This is a genomic window from Streptomyces tanashiensis (genome assembly GCF_014648895.1).
Lineage (GTDB): Bacteria > Actinomycetota > Actinomycetes > Streptomycetales > Streptomycetaceae > Streptomyces > Streptomyces tanashiensis.
Map to the genome: position 1 here is coordinate 200,883 of NZ_BMRZ01000010.1, position 16,089 is coordinate 216,971.

A 16,089-nucleotide genomic window follows, 5' to 3' on the forward strand; every position below is an offset into this window, starting at 1 on the left:
GATGGCACGCTCGTGACCGCCGAAATGACGGGCAGTGCGTCCCGATGCCATCACGTGATCAGGCTGTAACCGCTCGTTCGACCAACGACAGCGCCTCCCGCGGGAGTTCCCCGCGGTGATCGGCGGCTCCGCTGAGCCAGTGCACGCGCGGGTCGCGCCGGAACCACGAGTCCTGGCGGCGGGCGAAGCGCTTCGTGGCCCGCACGGTCTCCGCGCGCGCCTCGTCCTCGGTGCACTCCCCCGCGAGCGCCGCGAGGACCTGCTGGTAGCCGAGGGCACGGGCCGCCGTGCGCCCCTCGCGCAGGCCCCGCGCCTCCAGGGCGCGCACCTCGTCGACGAGTCCGGCCTCCCACATCCGGTCCACGCGCGTGGTGATCCGTTCGTCGAGCTCGGGACGGGCCACGTCGACGCCGATCTGGACGGTGTCGTAGACGGAGTCGGGACCGGGAAGGTTGGCGGTGAAGGGCTTGCCGGTGATCTCGATCACCTCGAGCGCCCGGACGATGCGACGGCCGTTGCTGGGCAGGATCGCGCGGGCCGCCTCGGGGTCCGCCACCACGAGGCGGGCGTGCAGGACGCCGGAACCGCGCTCCTCGAGCTCGGCCTCCAGCCGGGCTCGGACGGCGGGGTCGGTGCCGGGGAACTCGAGGGCGTCGACGGCCCCCCGCACGTACAGGCCGGAACCGCCGACGAGGACCGGGGTGCGGCCGGCGGCGAGCAGCCGGTCGATCTCGGCGCGGGCGAGGCGCTGGTACTCGGCGACGCTGGCGGCCTCGGTCACGTCCCAGATGTCGAGGAGGTGGTGCGGGATGCCGCCGCGTTCCTCCGGCGTCAGCTTGGCGGTCCCGATGTCCATCCCCCGGTACAACTGCATCGAGTCGGCGTTGACGACCTCGCCGCCGAGCTGCTGCGCCAGGAATACACCCAGATCGGACTTTCCGGCCGCCGTGGGGCCGACGACGGCGATGACCCGCGGGGCGGGAGCTGCGCTTCTCACTGTCCCAGTCTCGCAAACGTCGGGCCCGGTCCCCGAACGAGCTACGTGACGGGCCCCGTCCGGGCTTCGTTGCCTGTGGGGAGGTTCCGACCGTCGGTCACCGCGGACTCCGGCCGCCGATCGCTACGGAGCCCCTCCCATCCGAGTACGCTATGGAGTGAATATGGGCGTTTTTGCAATGTTTCGCCGCAAGAAGCAGGACACGGCCGAGGCCACCGTCGAGGAGACCGGGGCCGGAACGGACACCGGGGAGGACGTCACGGCGGAGGCCCTGACGGCTCCGGCGGAGGACGGGACCGGCGGCGCGGACGGTGCGGAGGACGTCGAGACGGACGAGGTGCCGGCCGGAGCCGCCGCCGAGGTCGTGGAGATCCCGAAGCAGCAGTCGGCCGAGGCCGCCGCCGACAACGGGACGGGCGAAGGCGCCCGCAGGTAGGCCCCCGGGGTCCTGGGGGCAGGACAGGGAACGCACGACACGGATACACGGACCCCCGAGGTCCGCGGAGGGAAGGTGCCCCATGGGTCTCCTGGATTCGCTGAAGGCCAAGCTCGCCCCGGCCAAGGACAAGGTCGCCGACCTCGCGCAGCAGCACGGGGAGAAGATCGACCATGGCCTGGACAAGGCCGCGAAGCTGGTCGACGAGAAGACCAAGGGCAAGTACAGCGACAAGATCCAGTCCGGTACGGGGAAGGCCAAGGGCGCCATCGACCGGATGGGTCACAAGGACGACGGCACGCCCGGGAGCGGTGGCACGACGCCGCCGCCGGCCGCCTGACGACCTGCGTCACCCGACAGTCCCTCCGCACGGCGGACGGCCGCGGAGCATCACGCTCCGCGGCCGTCCGCCGTTCTCGTGCCCGCGGCCCCTCAGGACCAGGCGGCGACGAAGTACCCCACGCCGTACGGGGCGTCCTCGAAGAGCAGCCGGCCGTCGAGCCCGGCGCCCTCGGCGGCGCCGGCGAGGACCTGCCAGGGGGCGCGGCCGGCCACCAGCAGCTCGGACGCCAGCCCGCCGTCCAGCGCGAGCAGCGCGGGCACGTCCGCCGTGCCGAGCGCCCGGGCGGCCTCCGCGTCGAAGCCGGCGGCCCGCTCGTCCAGGTAGCCGGGGGCCTTCACGGTCCGGCAGGCGCTGCCGTCGCCCATGACCAGGAGGGCGACCCGGCCGGCCGTGGCGGCGAGCTCACGGCCGGTCGCGGCGCAGTCGTCCGCCGGCGTCGACGCGTCCACGCCCAGGCCCTCGATGGGCGCGTCGGCCCAGCCGGCGCGGGCCAGGAGCCAGGCGCCGACGGCGAGGGAGGCGGGCAGGGGACGGCGGCCGTCGCCGGCCGGACCGTCGCCCTCGCCGAGGCGTACGGAGAGGTCGACGCCGAATCCCGCGAAGGAGCCCGTCGCGCCGGCCGGGTACACGCCGTGCGCGCCCCCGTCGGCGGGCCCGACGACGTACAGCCGGTCCGGGCGGGCGGCGGCGAGCAGCCCGACGGCGTCCGCGCAGGCCGTCCGCGCCCCGTCCAGCTCGGGGGCGGCGCCGGTCGCGACCTCGGGGACGAGGAGGGGCGGGCAGGGGCAGACGGCTGCGGCGACAAGCATGATCCGCAGCCTACGCCGTCCGTTGTGGGCGGGGGCACCGCCCACGCGCGGGTCAGTGGCTGCCGCAGGCCGGGGCGTCCGCCGCCGGGAGGGGGGCCGGGACGCCGATCTTCGGGAGGCCCAGGAGGACGCCCTGGGGCTTGGTCGCCGTGCGCTTCTCCCAGGCGTCACCGGCGCGCGTCCGGCGTACCGCCGCGACGGGGCCCTCCGCGAGCAGGTGGTGGGGTGCGGCGTAGGTGATCTCGACGGTCACCACGTCGCCGGGGCGGACGTCCTCGTCCGGCTTGGTGAAGTGGACGAGCCGGTTGTCGGGGGCGCGGCCCGAGAGGCGGTCGGTGGCGCCGTCCTTGCGGCCCTCGCCCTCGGCGACCATGACCTCCAGGGTGCGGCCGACCTGCTTCTTGTTCTCCTCCCAGGAGATCTCCTCCTGGAGGGCGACGAGGCGCATGTAGCGCTCCTGCACGACCTCCTTGGGGATCTGCCCCTCCATGTCGGCGGCCGGGGTCCCGGGGCGCTTGGAGTACTGGAAGGTGAAGGCGTTCGCGAAGCGGGCCTCGCGGACGGCGTGCATGGTCTGCTCGAAGTCCTCCTCGGTCTCGCCGGGGAAGCCCACGATGATGTCGGTGGAGATGGCCGCGTGCGGGATGGCGGCGCGGACCTTCTCGATGATTCCGAGGAAACGCTCCTGCCGGTAGGAGCGGCGCATCGCGCGGAGGATCGAGTCCGAGCCGGACTGCATCGGCATGTGCAGCTGCGGCATGACGTTCGGCGTCTCGGCCATGGCCGCGATGACGTCGTCGGTGAAGTCGCGGGGGTGCGGCGAGGTGAAGCGGACGCGCTCCAGGCCCTCGATCTGCCCGCAGGCGCGCAGCAGCTTGGAGAAGGCCTCGCGGTCGCCCAGGTCGGAGCCGTACGCGTTGACGTTCTGGCCGAGGAGGGTGATCTCGGAGACGCCCTCGGCGACCAGCGCCTCGATCTCGGCGAGGATGTCGCCGGGCCGGCGGTCCTCCTCCTTGCCGCGCAGGGCGGGGACGATGCAGAAGGTGCAGGTGTTGTTGCAGCCGACGGAGATCGAGACCCAGGCGGCGTACGCGGACTCGCGGCGGGTCGGCAGCGTGGAGGGGAAGGCCTCCAGGGACTCGGCGATCTCGATCTGCGCCTCCTCCTGCACGCGGGCGCGCTCCAGGAGGACCGGCAGCTTGCCGATGTTGTGCGTGCCGAAGACCACGTCGACCCAGGGGGCCTTCTTGACGATGGTGTCGCGGTCCTTCTGGGCGAGACAGCCGCCGACGGCGATCTGCATGCCGGGGCGGGTGGTCTTCATGGGGGCGAGCCGGCCGAGGTTGCCGTACAGCTTGTTGTCGGCGTTCTCGCGGACCGCGCAGGTGTTGAAGACGACGACGTCGGCGTCGCCGTCCGCGCCCTTGGGGGCCCGGACGTAACCCGCCTCTTCCAGCAGACCGGAGAGCCGCTCGGAGTCGTGGACGTTCATCTGGCACCCGTAGGTGCGGATCTCGTAGGTCTTGGTGCCGTCAACGCTCACTGCGGTGCTCCGGTCGCTGCTGCTCGTCATGCGTCCAAGGGTAGGCGGTCCGGGGACGGCCCCCGTCCCTCCGCCCGCCGGACGGCGAACCCTCCCCCACCCTCGTTTCGCACAAGATGATGTTCACTCGAACAATCAGGTGATAGAAAGTGGCCATGGGAGTCGCCGATCGTCTGGACCTGACCCTGCGATCGGTGCAGGGCTCCGACCGGGTTTCCGTGTCGGAGCTCTCCCTCCGCCTGGGCGTCTCGGAGATGACCGTCCGCAGGGACCTCGACGCGCTGGAGCGCCAGGGACTGGTGCGCCGGGTGCACGGCGGCGCCGTCGCCACGCGCACGCGTGAGGAACAGGCGGGGTTCGCCGCACGGGAGCCCTGGCAGACCGCGACCAAGGACCGGATCGGCGCGGCCGTGGCCGCGCTCGTGGAGCCCGGTTCGCGGGTCCTCCTCGACGCCGGGACGACCACCGTGCACGTCGCCGAGCACCTGGCCGCCCGTGGCCCGCTGACGGTCGCCGTGCTCAGCATCCAGGCCGCCGTGGTCCTGGCCGACCGGCCCGGGATCGAACTCCTGGTCGTGGGCGGCCGCTCCCGGCCGGGCGAGCGCTCCCTCGTCGGTCCGCTCGCGCAGCGCACGATCGAGGCGCTGGCCTTCGACTGCTTCGTCATGTCCATCGGCGGCGTGCACGCCGAGCACGGCTGGTCGGAGTTCTCCCTCGACGACGCGGCCGTCAAGCAGGCCGGGCTCGCCCGGGCCGCCCGTACGGTCGCGGTCGCGGACGCGACCAAGCTGGGCGTGCGCGCGTTCAGCCGGGTCGCCCCCCTCGACGCGGTGGACCGTTTCGTGACCGACCGGGCCGCCGAGGACTCCGCCACGCATCCCGGCGGTCCCCGGACCCTCGACGCCCTGCGGGAGGCGGGTGTCGAGACGGTGCTCGCCTGAGTCCCCATCCGTACCCGTGCCCGTACCCGTACCCCTGAGCAAGGAGTGATGCGGCCGTGATCCCCGCACCCCGCCCCCTGACGATCCTCGTCTCCGGCCCTTCCCGGACGGCCGCCCGATGACCGCCGGCATCGACACCCCCGACCGCCGCGGCCGGACCGGTCTCGACCGGCAGGGCCGCGATCTGGCCGGCAACCCGGACGTGCGGATCCACGACGTGGAGGTGCTGTCCTGCGACTGGTACGTCCTGCGGAAGACCACCTTCGACCAGCGGCACCGCGACGGGCACTGGAGCCGCGAACAGCGCGAGACCTACGACCGCGGTGACGGGGCGACCGTCCTGCTCCACAACACCGACCGCCGCACCGTGCTGCTGGTCCGCCAGTTCCGCCTCCCCGCCTACGTCAACGGGCACCCCGACGGCATGCTGCTCGAAACCGCGGCCGGACTCCTCGACGGCGAGAGCCCCGAGGAGGCGATCCGCCGCGAGGCCGAGGAGGAGACCGGGCACGTCATCGGCGTCCCCGAGCGGGTCTTCGAGGTCTACATGAGTCCCGGCTCGGTCACCGAGCGCCTGCACTTCTTCGCCGCTCCGTACGACACGGCGCACTCCCCCGGCGAGACCCACGGGGTCGCCGCCGAGGGCGAGGACATCACCACCGTGGAGCTCCCCTTCACGGAGGCGCTCGCGATGATCCGCGACGGCCGGATCGCCGACGCGAAGACCGTCATGCTGCTCCAGTGGGCCGCCCTCGACGGCCCGTTCCGGGCGGATGCCTGATCCTCGACCGCACGCGCCTCCCCTGCGGTTTTCCGCAGGGGAGGCGGGCGGGAAGCCGCGTACCGGGCGCGCGCCGGGATTTCTAGCGTGAAGGGGTGCCGGGGCGAGCGCCCCGGGAAGCCGTTCGCCCATTTGGAGACCCACCGTGCCGATCGCCGCGCTCGTCTCTCGTCCGCCCCTGCCCCTGGCCCTGGCCGGGGAGCCCGCCGACGGATTCGCCGGGTGGGCGGCCGGGCTCGTCGACACGATGGGCGGACCCGGCGCGGGGCTCGCCATCGCGCTGGAGAACCTCTTCCCGCCGCTGCCCAGCGAGGTGATCCTGCCCCTGACCGGCTTCGCCGCCGGGCAGGGCGTCCTCAGCCTCGCCTCGGCGCTGTTCTGGACGACGCTGGGTTCGGTGGTCGGGGCGGTGGCCCTTTACTGGATCGGCGCCCTGTTCGGCCGGGAGCGGATGCACGCGCTCTGGGCCCGGCTGCCGCTGGTGAAGGTCTCCGATCTGGAGCGCACCGAGCGGTGGTTCGCCCGGCACGGCACCAAGGCGGTGTTCCTGGGCCGCATGGTGCCGATCTTCCGCAGCCTCATCTCCGTCCCCGCGGGCGTCGAGCGGATGCCGCTGCACGTCTTCGTCACGCTCACGACGCTCGGCAGCCTCATCTGGAACAGCGTCCTCGTCATGGCCGGTTACTGGCTCGGGGACCGCTGGGACCTGGTCGAGGGGTACGTGGGCGTGCTGTCCAAGGCCGTCCTGGTGCTCGTCCTCGTGGCCCTGGCCGCGTTCCTCGCCGTACGGCTCCGGGGGCGCGGGCGGGGCGCCGGGCAGGGCCGGGGACGCGGGCGGGCCGTTGAGCACTCCAGGGGCCGCGCCCAGCACCGCCGTACCCCGTGAGCGGGGAGCGGGCGCCCGTGCCGTACGGACGATCTTGTCCGGGACCGGGGCCCGAACTAGGCTCCGGGACCGTGCGAGGGGACGAGGAGGAGACCGGGGCCGGGCGGCGGCTCGCCGGTGTGCTGCTCGGCTGCCTGAGCGCCCTCCTCGGCGCCCTCTTCTTCCTGGTCGCCGGAGCCCTGCTCGGACCCTTCCTGCTGTGGCCCCGCACCCGGGCCCGCGCGCGGCGGAAGCTGATGGCCGGGGCCCGGCGGCTCGTGGCCCTGGAGCGGAGCCGCCGCTCGGTCTTCTTCGGCGACCGCTTCCCCGGCCCGTACGAGATTCCCGACCGGCGGGTCCTGCGGTACCTCGCGGCCCGCGTCGGGACGGGCCTGGTGTCCGGGATCGTCCTCGGGCTCCTCGTCTTCGGCGAGGTCCTGGCGGTGCTGCTCGTCCGTGGTGTCCTGCGGGGCTCGCTCGGCTGGACGGAACTCCTCACCCAACTCCTGCTCGGCGGCGTCCTGCTCTTCCTCGACGTCCAGGGCCTGTACGCGCTGAGCGCGCTCGACGCCCGCCTCGCGCGCGCGTGCTTCGGCCCCTCCGAGCAGGAGCTGCTGCGGCGGCGCATCGACGAACTCGCCCTCAGCCGGGCCGCCGTGGTCCAGGCCGTGGACACCGAGCGCCGGCGCATCGAGCGCGACCTCCACGACGGCGTCCAGCAGCGGCTCGTGGCCCTGGCCATGCTGCTCGGCCGGGCTCGCCGGGGCCGCGAGCGCGACCCGGAGCAGGCCGACGCCCTGCTGCGGCAGGCGCACGGCGAGGCCCAGGACGTGCTGTCCGAGCTGCGGGACGTGGCCTGGCGGGTGTACCCCGCCGCCCTCGACAGCCTCGGGCTGGAGGAGGCGCTCGGCGGGGTGGCGCAGCGGTGCGGGATCCCGCTGCGCGTCCGCTTCGAGGCGGGGGACGCGCCGCTCCCCCCGGCGGTGGAGACCGCCGCGTACTTCGTGGTCTCGGAGGCGGTCACGAACGCCGCCAAGCATTCCTCCGCCTCCGCCGTCTCCGTGCGCGTGACGCGCGTCGGCCCGCTGCTCACCGTGCGGGTCGAGGACGACGGCCGGGGCGGCGCGGACCCGGCCGGCAGCGGGCTCACCGGGCTGCGCAGCCGGGTCTCCGCGCTCGACGGGACCCTGCACGTCGACAGCCCCCTCGGGGGACCCACCACTCTTGTCGCGGAGCTGCCGTGCGCGTGATCCTGGCCGAGGACTCGACCCTGCTGCGGGAGGGCCTGGTGCGGCTGCTCGTCGAGGAGGGCCACGAGGTGCTCGCCGCGTTCGGCGACGCGCAGACCCTCGTCGCCGAGGTGGAGGCGCGGCGCCCGGACGTCGTGGTCGCGGACATCCGGATGCCGCCGACCCACACCGACGAGGGGCTGCGGGCCGCCGTGGAGATCCGCGAGCGGCTGCCGGAGACGGGGGTGCTGGTGCTCTCCCAGTACGTCGAGCGCAGCTACGCGGCCCGGCTGCTCGCCGGCGGCGCGGAACGGGTCGGCTACCTCCTCAAGGACCGGGTGGCCCAGGTCGAGGAGTTCCTCGACGCGCTGGACCGGATCCACGCGGGCGGGGCGGCGATCGACCCGGAGGTCGTGCACCAGCTCGTCGTGCGCAGCACCCACGCCGATCCCCTGGCCCGGCTCACCCCGCGCGAGCGGGAGGTCCTGGAGGTGCTGGCCCAGGGGTACACGAACGCGGCCATCGCGCGGCAGCTGCACCTGTCGCTGAGCGCGGTGGAGAAGTACCTCAACGCCGTCTTCGACAAGCTGGAGCTCCACCGGACCGACGGCTACAGCCGCCGGATCCTGGCGGTGCTGCGCTACCTGGAGGCCTGAGCCCATTCGGTCAGCACCTCGTCGGTGTGCTCGCCGGGCAGCGGGGCACGGCCCGGGGCCCCGGCCGGGGTGCGGCCGAAGCGGGAGGCGGGGGCCGGCTGGAGGCTGTCGCCCACCGCCGTGAAGGCTCCGCGCGCGGCCAGCTGGTGGTGCTCGGCCGCCTCGGCGGCGGTCAGGACCGGGGCCACTCCGGCGTCCACGGCGTCGAAGGCCTTGACCCAGTGCGCGCGGTCCCGGGTAGCGAAGCGGGCGGCGATCAGGGCGCGCAGCTCGGGCCACGCGGCCGGGTCGGCGCGGTCGGGGAGGGCCGCGGTGGCGTCCTCGGCGAGGCCCAGCTGGTCCAGGAGGTTCTGGTAGAGCCGGGGTTCGATGGCGGCGACGGCGAGGTGGAGGCCGTCGGCGGCCGCGTAGAAGGTGTAGTGCGGGGCGTCGGTGACGGTGTGGTTGCCGGGGACCGCGCGCCACTGGTGGATCAGGGTCGCGATCAGGGCGGCGCCGTCCGCGAGGGCGGTGTCGACGACCTGGCCCCTGCCGGAGCGCTCCCGCTCGTGGAGCGCGGCGAGCAGCCCGTGCACATGGGCGTTGGCGCCGCCGGCGAAGCTGGAGAGGTACGCGGTCGGGGGCGGCACCGGCGCCCCGGTCTCCGGGTCGGTGTCCAGGGCGCCGGTCAGGGCGAGGACCGCGAGGTCGTGGGCGGCGCGCCCGGCCCATTCGCCCTGGGCGCCCCAGCCGCTGAGGCGCCCGTAGACCAGGCGCGGGTTGCGGGCGAGGGCCGTCTCGGGGCCGATGCCCAGGCGGTCGGCGACGCCGGGGCGGAAGCCCTCGACGAGGATGTCGGCGTGCTCGGCGAGCCGGAGCGCCCGCTCGATCCCCTCGGGGCTCTTGAGGTCCAGGGCGACCGAACGGCGGCCGCGGGACAGCGGGTTCTCCGCGGGGCGCCCGGCGTCGTGGGCGGGCGCGGCGGCGGGCGCCCTGTCGACGCGTACGACATCGGCGCCGAGACCGGACAGGACGGTGCCGACGAACGCGGTGGGCGCCGAGCCCGCGAATTCCAGTACGCGTACTCCGGTCAGCGGTCCGGCCATGGCCAACTCCCTTGAATTCATGGATCGGTGGTGCTTCCCACGCTATTCGGCGACCTCCCGGAAAGGACTGCGGAGATCCGTAGCGCCGGGAATTCGGCGGCGCCGGAGACTGGGGGAATTCCCCTTCTCCCCTTTCGAGAGGCATGAAATGGCCGTCGTCTACACCGCTGAGGTCGCTTCCACCGGAGACGGGCGCAACGGCGCCGTGCTCTCCTCCGACGGGCTCCTCGACCTGCCGCTGTCGAGCCCCAAGGCCGTCGGCGGCTCCGGCACCGCGACCAACCCCGAGCAGCTCTTCGCCGCCGGCTACGCCGCGTGCTTCCACAGCGCGCTCCGGGTGTCGGCGCGCGAGTCCAGGACCGTGCTCACGGACGACACCGTGACCGCCGAGGTGGCCCTGCACAAGGAGGACGGCGGCTTCCACCTGTCGGTGGTGCTCACCGTCGAACTGCCCGGCCTCGACGCCGCGGAGGCGCGGCGGCTCGCCGACGCCGCCCACGGGCGCTGCCCGTACTCGAAGGCGGTCCGGGGGAACGTCGAGGTGCGGATCGATCTCGCCGCCTGACGCGCGGAACCGGAAAGGGAAGAGCCCCCGTGGTCCACGGGGGCTCTTCCCTTTCCGTCCGCCGTCAGCGCTTCGCCGCGGCCGCTGCCGCCGCGGCGGCCGGGAGCGCCTCGACCACCCGGCTCACGGCCCGGTCGTCGTGCGAGGCCGAGATGAACCAGGCCTCGAAGGGCGAGGGCGGCAGGTAGACGCCGCGTCGCAGCAGCTCGTGGAAGAACGGGGTGTAGCGGTACGCCTCGGTGGCGCGGACCCCGTCGAAGTCCACCACCTCGTCCTCGCCGAAGAAGACCGAGAACATGGTGCCGGAGTACTGCAGCCGGTGTGCGACGCCCTCCTTGGTGAGGGCGGCGGAGACCTCGGCGCCGATGGTGGCCGAGACCTGGTCGAGGCGTTCGTACACCTCGGGCGTGCTGTGCCGCAGGGTGGCGAGTCCTGCGGCGGTGGCGACCGGGTTCCCGGAGAGGGTGCCCGCCTGGTAGACGGGGCCGGCCGGGGCGAGGTGGGCCATGACGTCCGCGCGTCCGCCGAAGGCCGCCGCCGGGAAGCCGCCGCCCATGACCTTGCCGAAGGTCAGCAGGTCGGGGGCGACGCCGTCCCGGCCGTACCAGCCGGAGCGGCTGGCGCGGAAGCCGGTCATGACCTCGTCGGAGATGAACAGCGCGCCGTGGCGGGCGGTGATCTCCTTGAGGCCGGCGTTGAAGCCGGGCAGCGGGGGGACGGCGCCCATGTTGCCGGGGGCCGCCTCGGTGATGACGGCGGCGATCTCGGGGCCGATCTCGGCGAAGACCTTCTCGACGGCCGCCAGGTCGTTGTACGGCAGCACGATCGTGTCGCCGGCCTGGGCGCCGGTGACGCCCGGGGTGTCGGGCAGCGCGAAGGTCGCGAGGCCGGAGCCGGCCGAGGCGAGCAGCGCGTCCACGTGGCCGTGGTAGCAGCCGGCGAACTTCACGATCTTGCTGCGGCCCGTGAAGCCGCGCGCGAGGCGGATCGCCGACATCGTCGCCTCGGTGCCGGAGCTGACCAGGCGCACCTGCTCGACCGGGGCGACCCGGTCGACGATCTCCTCGGCGAGTTCGACCTCTCCGGTGGACGGCGCCCCGAAGGAGGTGCCCCGCTCCAGGGCCCGGGTGACCGCCTCGACGACGGCGGGGTGCCGGTGGCCGAGGATCATCGGGCCCCAGGAGCAGATGAGGTCGACGTACTCGTTGCCGTCGCTGTCGGTGAGGTACGGGCCCTCGGCGGAGGCGATGAAGCGGGGGGTGCCGCCGACGGCGCCGAAGGCACGGACCGGCGAGTTGACGCCGCCGGGCGTGACCTTGCGGGCGCGCTCGAAGAGCGCCTTGCTGTTCGTCTCGGCGCCGCTCATCGGCCGGCCTCCTCGGACGTGTCGTGGCTCAGCGCGGCGTCCAGGACGACGGCGCCCTTCGTGAGGACCCGCACCGGGTTGAGGTCGAGGGCGAAGCCCGCGGGCCAGTCCTGGACCAGTGCGCCGACCTTGTGGAGGAGTGCGGCGGCGGCCTCGACGTCCACGGCGCCCCGGCCGCGGGTGCCGGCGAGTATCTTCGCGCCGCGCAGCCCGGCGAGGAGCTCGGCGCCCTCGCCCGGGGCGAGCGGCAGGAGCCGGTGGCCGACGTCGTCCAGCACCTCGGTGAAGATGCCGCCCAGACCGGCGGTGAGCACCGGGCCCAGGTCGGTGGTGTGGACGCCGACGATCAACTCGACGCCCTCTCCGACGAGTTCCTCGACGAGGACCTGGCCGCCGAGTGCGGCGAGCCGGTCGTACGCCTCGGGCGCGGCGTCGGCGGTGACGCCGACCTCGACGCCGCCGGCCTCCGTCTTGTGCAGCAGGCCGGGGACCACGGCCTTGAGCACCGCCGTACCCCCCACCTCGGTCACGGCGGCCGCCGCGTCCTGGGCGCTCTTGGCGATCCGGCCCTGGGGCACGGCGATCCCGGCCTCAGCGAGGAGGGCCTTCAGCCGCGGCTCCGTGGCGTCGGCGCCGGGGCCGGGCACGGTGCCGGGGCGCGGGGCCTCCGGCAGCGTGCGGGGACGGCTGACCTCCCACAGGGCGGCGGCGGCGCGCAGGGCGCGGGCCGGGGTCGGATACTCGGGCAGGCCGGCCTCGCGCAGGTCGCGCGGGGCGTCGGGGGCGAGGAAGTCGGCTCCGGTGCGGGCGACGAGGATGGGCTTGCCGCCCTTCTCGGCGGCCCGGGAGAGGGCGTTGACGGCCTTCTCTACGTCGGGTCCGGCCATCACGCAGAACGCGGCGACGATGATGTCGACGGTCTCGTCGGCGATCAGGACGTCGAGGGAGCGGTCGAAGAGGGACGGGTCGCTGAGGACGGTGGCCGTGATGTCGACCGGGTTGTCGATGGCCCCGAAGGCGGGGACGATCTCGGCGAGCGCCTCCTTGCTGCGCGGTTCCAGGGTGCTGAGCTCCAGACCGTGTGCCTCGACGGCGTCGGCGGCGAGGATGCCGGAGCCGCCGGAGGTGGTGACGACGGCGACGCGGTTGCCGGTGGGGCGTCGCTCGGACTCGAAGACCCGGGCCACGTCGAGGAGTTCGTCGATGTCGTCGACGCGGACGATGCCGAGGCCGCGCAGGGCCGCGTCCAGGACCCGGTCGTCGGTGGCGAGGGCGCCGGTGTGCGAGGCGGCGGCGCGGCCGCCCGCCTCCGTACGGCCGGACTTGAGGAGGGCGACGGGCTTGCCGGAGCCGGCCAGCTCGCGGAGGGTCCCGATGTCCGGGGTGTCCTCCAGGTAGCCGAGGAGGCCCGTGACCTCGGGGACGGCGGCCAGCTCGCGGAGCACCTCCAGGGCGGTGACGTCGGCGTCGTTGCCGGTGCTGACCACCCAGCCGGGGCGCAGGCCCCGCTCAAGGGCGAGGCTGGCGGCGCCGAAGCCGAGGGCGCCGCTCTGGCTGACGAAGGCGAGGGTGCCGGGCTCGAAGGGCACGGACTCGGCGCCGAAGAGCGGGCTGAAGGTGGCGAGGACGCGGTTCTCGTAGCCGACGGCCCCGATGCAGTTGGGGCCGATGATCCGCAGGCCTCCGGCGCGGGCCTTGGCGACGACCTCCGCCTGGAGGCGGGCGCCCTCCTCGCCGGTCTCGGCGAAGCCGGAGGAGGCGATGACGGCGAGCTTGACGCCGGCGGCCACGCAGTCGTCGACGGCGCCGGGGACCCGCTCGGCGGAGACCATGATCAGGGCCAGGTCGACGGGGCCCGGGGCGTCCTTGACGCTGGGGTACGCGGGGACGCCGAGGATCTCCGGGGAGCGCGGGTTGACCGGCAGGATGCGGCCCTTGTAGCCGTACCGGAGGAGGTAGTCGAGCGGCTTGCGGCCCAGGGCGCCGGGGCGCTCGCTGGCCCCGATGACGGCGATGGATTCGGCTTCCCAGAGGGCCGAGATGTCACTCATGCGATGGCCTCGATCTTCTTCTCGTTCGGGTCGTTCGTGTCGCTGTCATGGGCGGATTCCGCCGCGGCGAAGAGGCGGGTGAAGGCGGCGATGTGCCGGGCCCCGTCCGGGTCGGCGGCCAGTTCCCGTACGAGGACGGTCGGCTGGTGCAGCGCCTTGTCGACGATCCGGCGCACGCTGCGGCCGATCTCCTGGCGGGCGGCCCCGTCGAGGCCCTCCAACCGGCGGGCGAGCCGGTCGAGTTCGGCCTCGGCGGCCTCGGTGGCGGCGGTGCGCAGGGCGGTGAGGACGGGCTTGGCTCCGGCGAGCCGGAGGCCGGTGCGGAACTGCTCGACCTCGGCGTCGATGAGCTCGTGCGCGGCCTGGACGCTGGCGGCGGAGATCTCGTCCTCCTGCCCCTCCTCCGCGATCCGGCGCAGGTCGACGAAGGTGACGCCGGGCAGCTCCGCCGCGCCGGGCGCGATGTTGTGGGGCAGGGACAGGTCGAGCAGGAACAGCTCCCGGCCGTCCCGGGCGGCGAGCGCCTCCTCGACCTGCCGGGCGGTGACGAGGTGGCCGGTGGCGGCGGTGGCGCCGACGACGACGTCCACCTCGGTGAGCAGCCGGGGCACGTCCGCCAGGTCGTACCCCACTCCCCCGGTGGTCTCGGCGAGCCGCTGGGCCTTCTCCGGGGTGCGGTTGGCGACGTGCACCCGGTCGAGGCCGGAGCGGCGCAGCGCGGCGACGACGACGCCGGCGAAGGCGCCGGCGCCGATGACGAGGGCGGTCTTGCCGTGCAGGGAGCCGACCCGGCGCTCGAAGAAGCCGAGCCCGGCGGTGGCGAGCGAGCGGCCGGCCTCGTTGAGCCCGGTCTCGTTGCGGGCCCGCTTGCCGACCCGCAGGGCGGTCTGGACGGCCTTGGCGAGGACCCGGCCGGTGCGGTCGAGCCGCTGGGACCGTTCGAGCCCGAGCTTCACCTGGCCGAGGATCTGGTCCTCGCCGACGACGACCGATTCGAGTCCGGAGGCCACGGCGAAGAGGTGGCGTACCGCTCCGTCGGCGTGGTGGCTGTAGAGGTGCGGGGCGATCTCCTCGTGGTCCACCCCGGTGTGCTGGGCGAACAGCTCGCCCAGGCCCGTGAGTCCGCCCGGATCGCCGGCGCCGTCGGTGCCGCCGCGGGTCTCGGCGTAGATCTCCAGGCGGTTGCAGGTGGAGACGACGACGGCGGCGTCGATGCCGTCGACGGAGGTCACGTCGGAGACGAGGTCCTCGGCGGGCCGGTCGGTGCCGGCGAGTCTCTCCAGGAGGTCGAGCGGGGCGCTGGCATGACTGATGCCGAGGACCAGCATGGTGGAGGACGGGGTCACCGGGTCACCGGTCCAGGGTCTGGGCGAACTCGGAGGCCCAGTAGGTGATGATCTGGGTGGCGCCGGCGCGGTGGATGGAGGCGAGGCTCTCCCGGACGACCTGGTCGCGGTCGATCCAGCCCTTGGCGGCGGCCGCCTCGACCATGGAGTACTCGCCGGAGACCTGGTAGGCGGCGACGGGGACCTGCACGTGGTCGGCGATGAGCCGGACGATGTCGAGGTAGGCGAGGGCGGGCTTGACCATGACGAGGTCGGCGCCCTCGGCGACGTCGAGCGAGACCTCCAGGAGGGATTCGCGGATGTTGCCGGGGAACTGCTGGTAGCCCTTGCGGTCGCCGCGCAGGGTGGACTCGACGGCGTCGCGGAAGGGGCCGTAGAAGTGCGAGGCGTACTTGGCGGAGTAGCCGAGGATGGCGACGGACTGGTGCCCGGCCAGGTCGAGGGCCTCGCGGATGCGGCGCACCTGGCCGTCCATCATGCCGCTGGGGGCGACGATCTGGGCGCCCGCGTCGGCCTGGACGACGGCCGCCTGGGCGTACAGCTCGATGCTGGCGTCGTTGTCGACGTCGCCGTCGGCGTCCAGGACACCGGTGTGGCCGTGGTCGGTGTACTCGTCGAGGTTGATGTCGCCGATGATCACGGTGGAGTCGCCGACCTCGGCGGCGACGTCGCGCAGGGCGACCTGGAGGATGCCGTCGGGGTCGACGGCGCCGGTGCCGGTGGGGTCCTTGTGCTCGGGGATGCCGAAGAGGATGAGTCCGCCGACCCCGTTGGCGACGGCCTCGGCGGCGGCCTTGCGGAGGGTGTCGCGGGTGTGCTGGAAGACGCCCGGCATGGAGGGGATCTCGCGCGGTTCGGTGAGGCCCTCGCGGAGGAAGAGGGGCTGGACGAGGTTGGCGGGGCCGACGCGGGTCTCGGCGGCGAAGCGTCGCAGGGCGGGCGTGCGGCGCAGCCGGCGGGGGCGGTAGTAGGGGGCGGCGGGGTCGGTGGCCGCGGTGTTGCGGCCGTAGGCGTCGTACGTCATGGGCGTGACTCCCTCGAAGGCGTGGCGGCGTGCGGTGCATGACGGTGGGGGT

At 74.1% G+C, this 16,089-nt stretch carries 16 protein-coding genes; 8 read left to right on the forward strand and 8 right to left on the reverse strand.

Going from position 1 to position 16,089, the window contains the following annotated elements; translation table 11 throughout:
* Positions 1 to 58: 58 nt before the first annotated feature.
* The gene (miaA, locus tag IE237_RS26820) at positions 59 to 997 is read right to left on the reverse strand and encodes a tRNA (adenosine(37)-N6)-dimethylallyltransferase MiaA (RefSeq protein WP_189804686.1); all 939 of its coding nucleotides are present in this window, start codon (positions 995 to 997) and stop codon (positions 59 to 61) included.
* Positions 998 to 1,160: 163 nt separating this feature from the next.
* On the opposite strand from miaA, the gene IE237_RS26825 reads away from it, so the two are divergent.
* Both IE237_RS26825 and IE237_RS26830 read left to right on the forward strand, forming a co-directional pair.
* Entirely contained in the window at positions 1,161 to 1,433 is a 273-nt protein-coding gene (locus IE237_RS26825; protein ID WP_189804687.1) for a hypothetical protein, read from the forward strand.
* 82 nt (positions 1,434 to 1,515) lie between these two features.
* Positions 1,516 to 1,773, forward strand: a complete 258-nt coding sequence (locus IE237_RS26830; protein ID WP_189804688.1) for an antitoxin — start codon at positions 1,516 to 1,518, stop codon at positions 1,771 to 1,773.
* A 92-nt stretch (positions 1,774 to 1,865) separates the two neighbouring features.
* Here the strand turns inward: IE237_RS26830 and IE237_RS26835 are convergent, their stop codons facing one another.
* Together IE237_RS26835 and miaB are read right to left on the reverse strand one after the other, a co-directional pair.
* The gene (locus IE237_RS26835) at positions 1,866 to 2,585 is read right to left on the reverse strand and encodes a class III extradiol dioxygenase subunit B-like domain-containing protein (RefSeq protein ID WP_189804689.1); all 720 of its coding nucleotides are present in this window, start codon (positions 2,583 to 2,585) and stop codon (positions 1,866 to 1,868) included.
* Between the two features lie 52 nt (positions 2,586 to 2,637).
* Entirely contained in the window at positions 2,638 to 4,158 is a 1,521-nt protein-coding gene (miaB, locus tag IE237_RS26840; RefSeq protein ID WP_189804690.1) for a tRNA (N6-isopentenyl adenosine(37)-C2)-methylthiotransferase MiaB, read from the reverse strand.
* Positions 4,159 to 4,283: 125 nt separating this feature from the next.
* Between miaB and IE237_RS26845 the strand changes: the two genes are divergently transcribed.
* The 5 genes from IE237_RS26845 (at position 4,284) to IE237_RS26865 (ending at position 8,600) form a co-directional block, all read left to right on the forward strand.
* Positions 4,284 to 5,069 (forward strand): DeoR/GlpR family DNA-binding transcription regulator, encoded by a 786-nt coding sequence (locus tag IE237_RS26845; protein WP_189804691.1) that lies wholly within the window; start codon positions 4,284 to 4,286, stop codon positions 5,067 to 5,069.
* 118 nt (positions 5,070 to 5,187) lie between these two features.
* Complete coding sequence (locus IE237_RS26850) at positions 5,188 to 5,850, forward strand: NUDIX domain-containing protein (RefSeq protein WP_189804692.1); 663 nt, start codon at positions 5,188 to 5,190, stop codon at positions 5,848 to 5,850.
* Between the two features lie 247 nt (positions 5,851 to 6,097).
* A complete protein-coding gene (locus IE237_RS26855; RefSeq protein WP_229842920.1) occupies positions 6,098 to 6,736 on the forward strand; it encodes a DedA family protein in 639 nt (212 codons plus the stop codon).
* 71 nt (positions 6,737 to 6,807) lie between these two features.
* Positions 6,808 to 7,965, forward strand: a complete 1,158-nt coding sequence (locus IE237_RS26860; protein WP_189804693.1) for a sensor histidine kinase — start codon at positions 6,808 to 6,810, stop codon at positions 7,963 to 7,965.
* Positions 7,956 to 8,600, forward strand: a complete 645-nt coding sequence (locus IE237_RS26865) for a response regulator transcription factor (RefSeq protein WP_189804694.1) — start codon at positions 7,956 to 7,958, stop codon at positions 8,598 to 8,600. Before IE237_RS26860 ends, IE237_RS26865 begins: the two co-directional genes overlap by 10 nt.
* Here IE237_RS26865 and IE237_RS26870 read toward each other — a convergent pair.
* Entirely contained in the window at positions 8,585 to 9,685 is a 1,101-nt protein-coding gene (locus IE237_RS26870) for a CaiB/BaiF CoA transferase family protein (RefSeq protein ID WP_189804695.1), read from the reverse strand. The two genes, IE237_RS26865 and IE237_RS26870, sit on opposite strands and share 16 nt — an antisense overlap.
* 148 nt (positions 9,686 to 9,833) lie before the next feature.
* Here IE237_RS26870 and IE237_RS26875 point away from each other — a divergent pair, with 148 nt between their 5' ends.
* The gene (locus IE237_RS26875) at positions 9,834 to 10,250 is read left to right on the forward strand and encodes an organic hydroperoxide resistance protein (RefSeq protein WP_189804696.1); all 417 of its coding nucleotides are present in this window, start codon (positions 9,834 to 9,836) and stop codon (positions 10,248 to 10,250) included.
* Between the two features lie 64 nt (positions 10,251 to 10,314).
* Here the strand turns inward: IE237_RS26875 and hemL are convergent, their stop codons facing one another.
* Genes hemL through hemB form a run of 4 tightly spaced genes read right to left on the reverse strand, consistent with a single transcriptional unit; the run spans position 10,315 to position 16,037 of the window.
* Complete coding sequence (gene hemL / locus IE237_RS26880; RefSeq protein WP_189804697.1) at positions 10,315 to 11,616, reverse strand: glutamate-1-semialdehyde 2,1-aminomutase; 1,302 nt, start codon at positions 11,614 to 11,616, stop codon at positions 10,315 to 10,317.
* Positions 11,613 to 13,667 (reverse strand): acetate--CoA ligase family protein, encoded by a 2,055-nt coding sequence (locus tag IE237_RS26885; protein ID WP_189804698.1) that lies wholly within the window; start codon positions 13,665 to 13,667, stop codon positions 11,613 to 11,615. The genes hemL and IE237_RS26885 overlap by 4 nt, the downstream gene beginning before the upstream one ends.
* A complete protein-coding gene (hemA, locus tag IE237_RS26890; RefSeq protein WP_189804699.1) occupies positions 13,664 to 15,013 on the reverse strand; it encodes a glutamyl-tRNA reductase in 1,350 nt (449 codons plus the stop codon). The genes IE237_RS26885 and hemA overlap by 4 nt, the downstream gene beginning before the upstream one ends.
* Before the next feature lie 4 nt (positions 15,014 to 15,017).
* Positions 15,018 to 16,037: a porphobilinogen synthase gene (hemB, locus tag IE237_RS26895; protein WP_189804700.1), complete on the reverse strand. Its 1,020-nt coding sequence runs from the start codon at positions 16,035 to 16,037 to the stop codon at positions 15,018 to 15,020.
* Positions 16,038 to 16,089: the final 52 nt, after the last annotated feature.

Bases quoted from the DNA above. Each gene is read 5' to 3' on its own strand.
- IE237_RS26885 (WP_189804698.1), bottom strand. From the start codon at position 13,667: ATGAGTGACATCTCGGCCCTCTGGGAAGCCGAATCCATCGCCGTCATC.
- IE237_RS26855 (WP_229842920.1), top strand. From the start codon at position 6,098: ATGGGCGGACCCGGCGCGGGGCTCGCCATCGCGCTGGAGAACCTCTTC.
- hemB (WP_189804700.1), bottom strand. From the start codon at position 16,037: ATGACGTACGACGCCTACGGCCGCAACACCGCGGCCACCGACCCCGCC.
- IE237_RS26870 (WP_189804695.1), bottom strand. From the start codon at position 9,685: ATGGCCGGACCGCTGACCGGAGTACGCGTACTGGAATTCGCGGGCTCG.
- IE237_RS26830 (WP_189804688.1), top strand. From the start codon at position 1,516: ATGGGTCTCCTGGATTCGCTGAAGGCCAAGCTCGCCCCGGCCAAGGAC.
- IE237_RS26845 (WP_189804691.1), top strand. From the start codon at position 4,284: ATGGGAGTCGCCGATCGTCTGGACCTGACCCTGCGATCGGTGCAGGGC.
- IE237_RS26825 (WP_189804687.1), top strand. From the start codon at position 1,161: ATGGGCGTTTTTGCAATGTTTCGCCGCAAGAAGCAGGACACGGCCGAG.
- IE237_RS26850 (WP_189804692.1), top strand. From the start codon at position 5,188: ATGACCGCCGGCATCGACACCCCCGACCGCCGCGGCCGGACCGGTCTC.
- miaB (WP_189804690.1), bottom strand. From the start codon at position 4,158: ATGACGAGCAGCAGCGACCGGAGCACCGCAGTGAGCGTTGACGGCACC.
- IE237_RS26875 (WP_189804696.1), top strand. From the start codon at position 9,834: ATGGCCGTCGTCTACACCGCTGAGGTCGCTTCCACCGGAGACGGGCGC.
- hemL (WP_189804697.1), bottom strand. From the start codon at position 11,616: ATGAGCGGCGCCGAGACGAACAGCAAGGCGCTCTTCGAGCGCGCCCGC.
- IE237_RS26835 (WP_189804689.1), bottom strand. From the start codon at position 2,585: ATGCTTGTCGCCGCAGCCGTCTGCCCCTGCCCGCCCCTCCTCGTCCCC.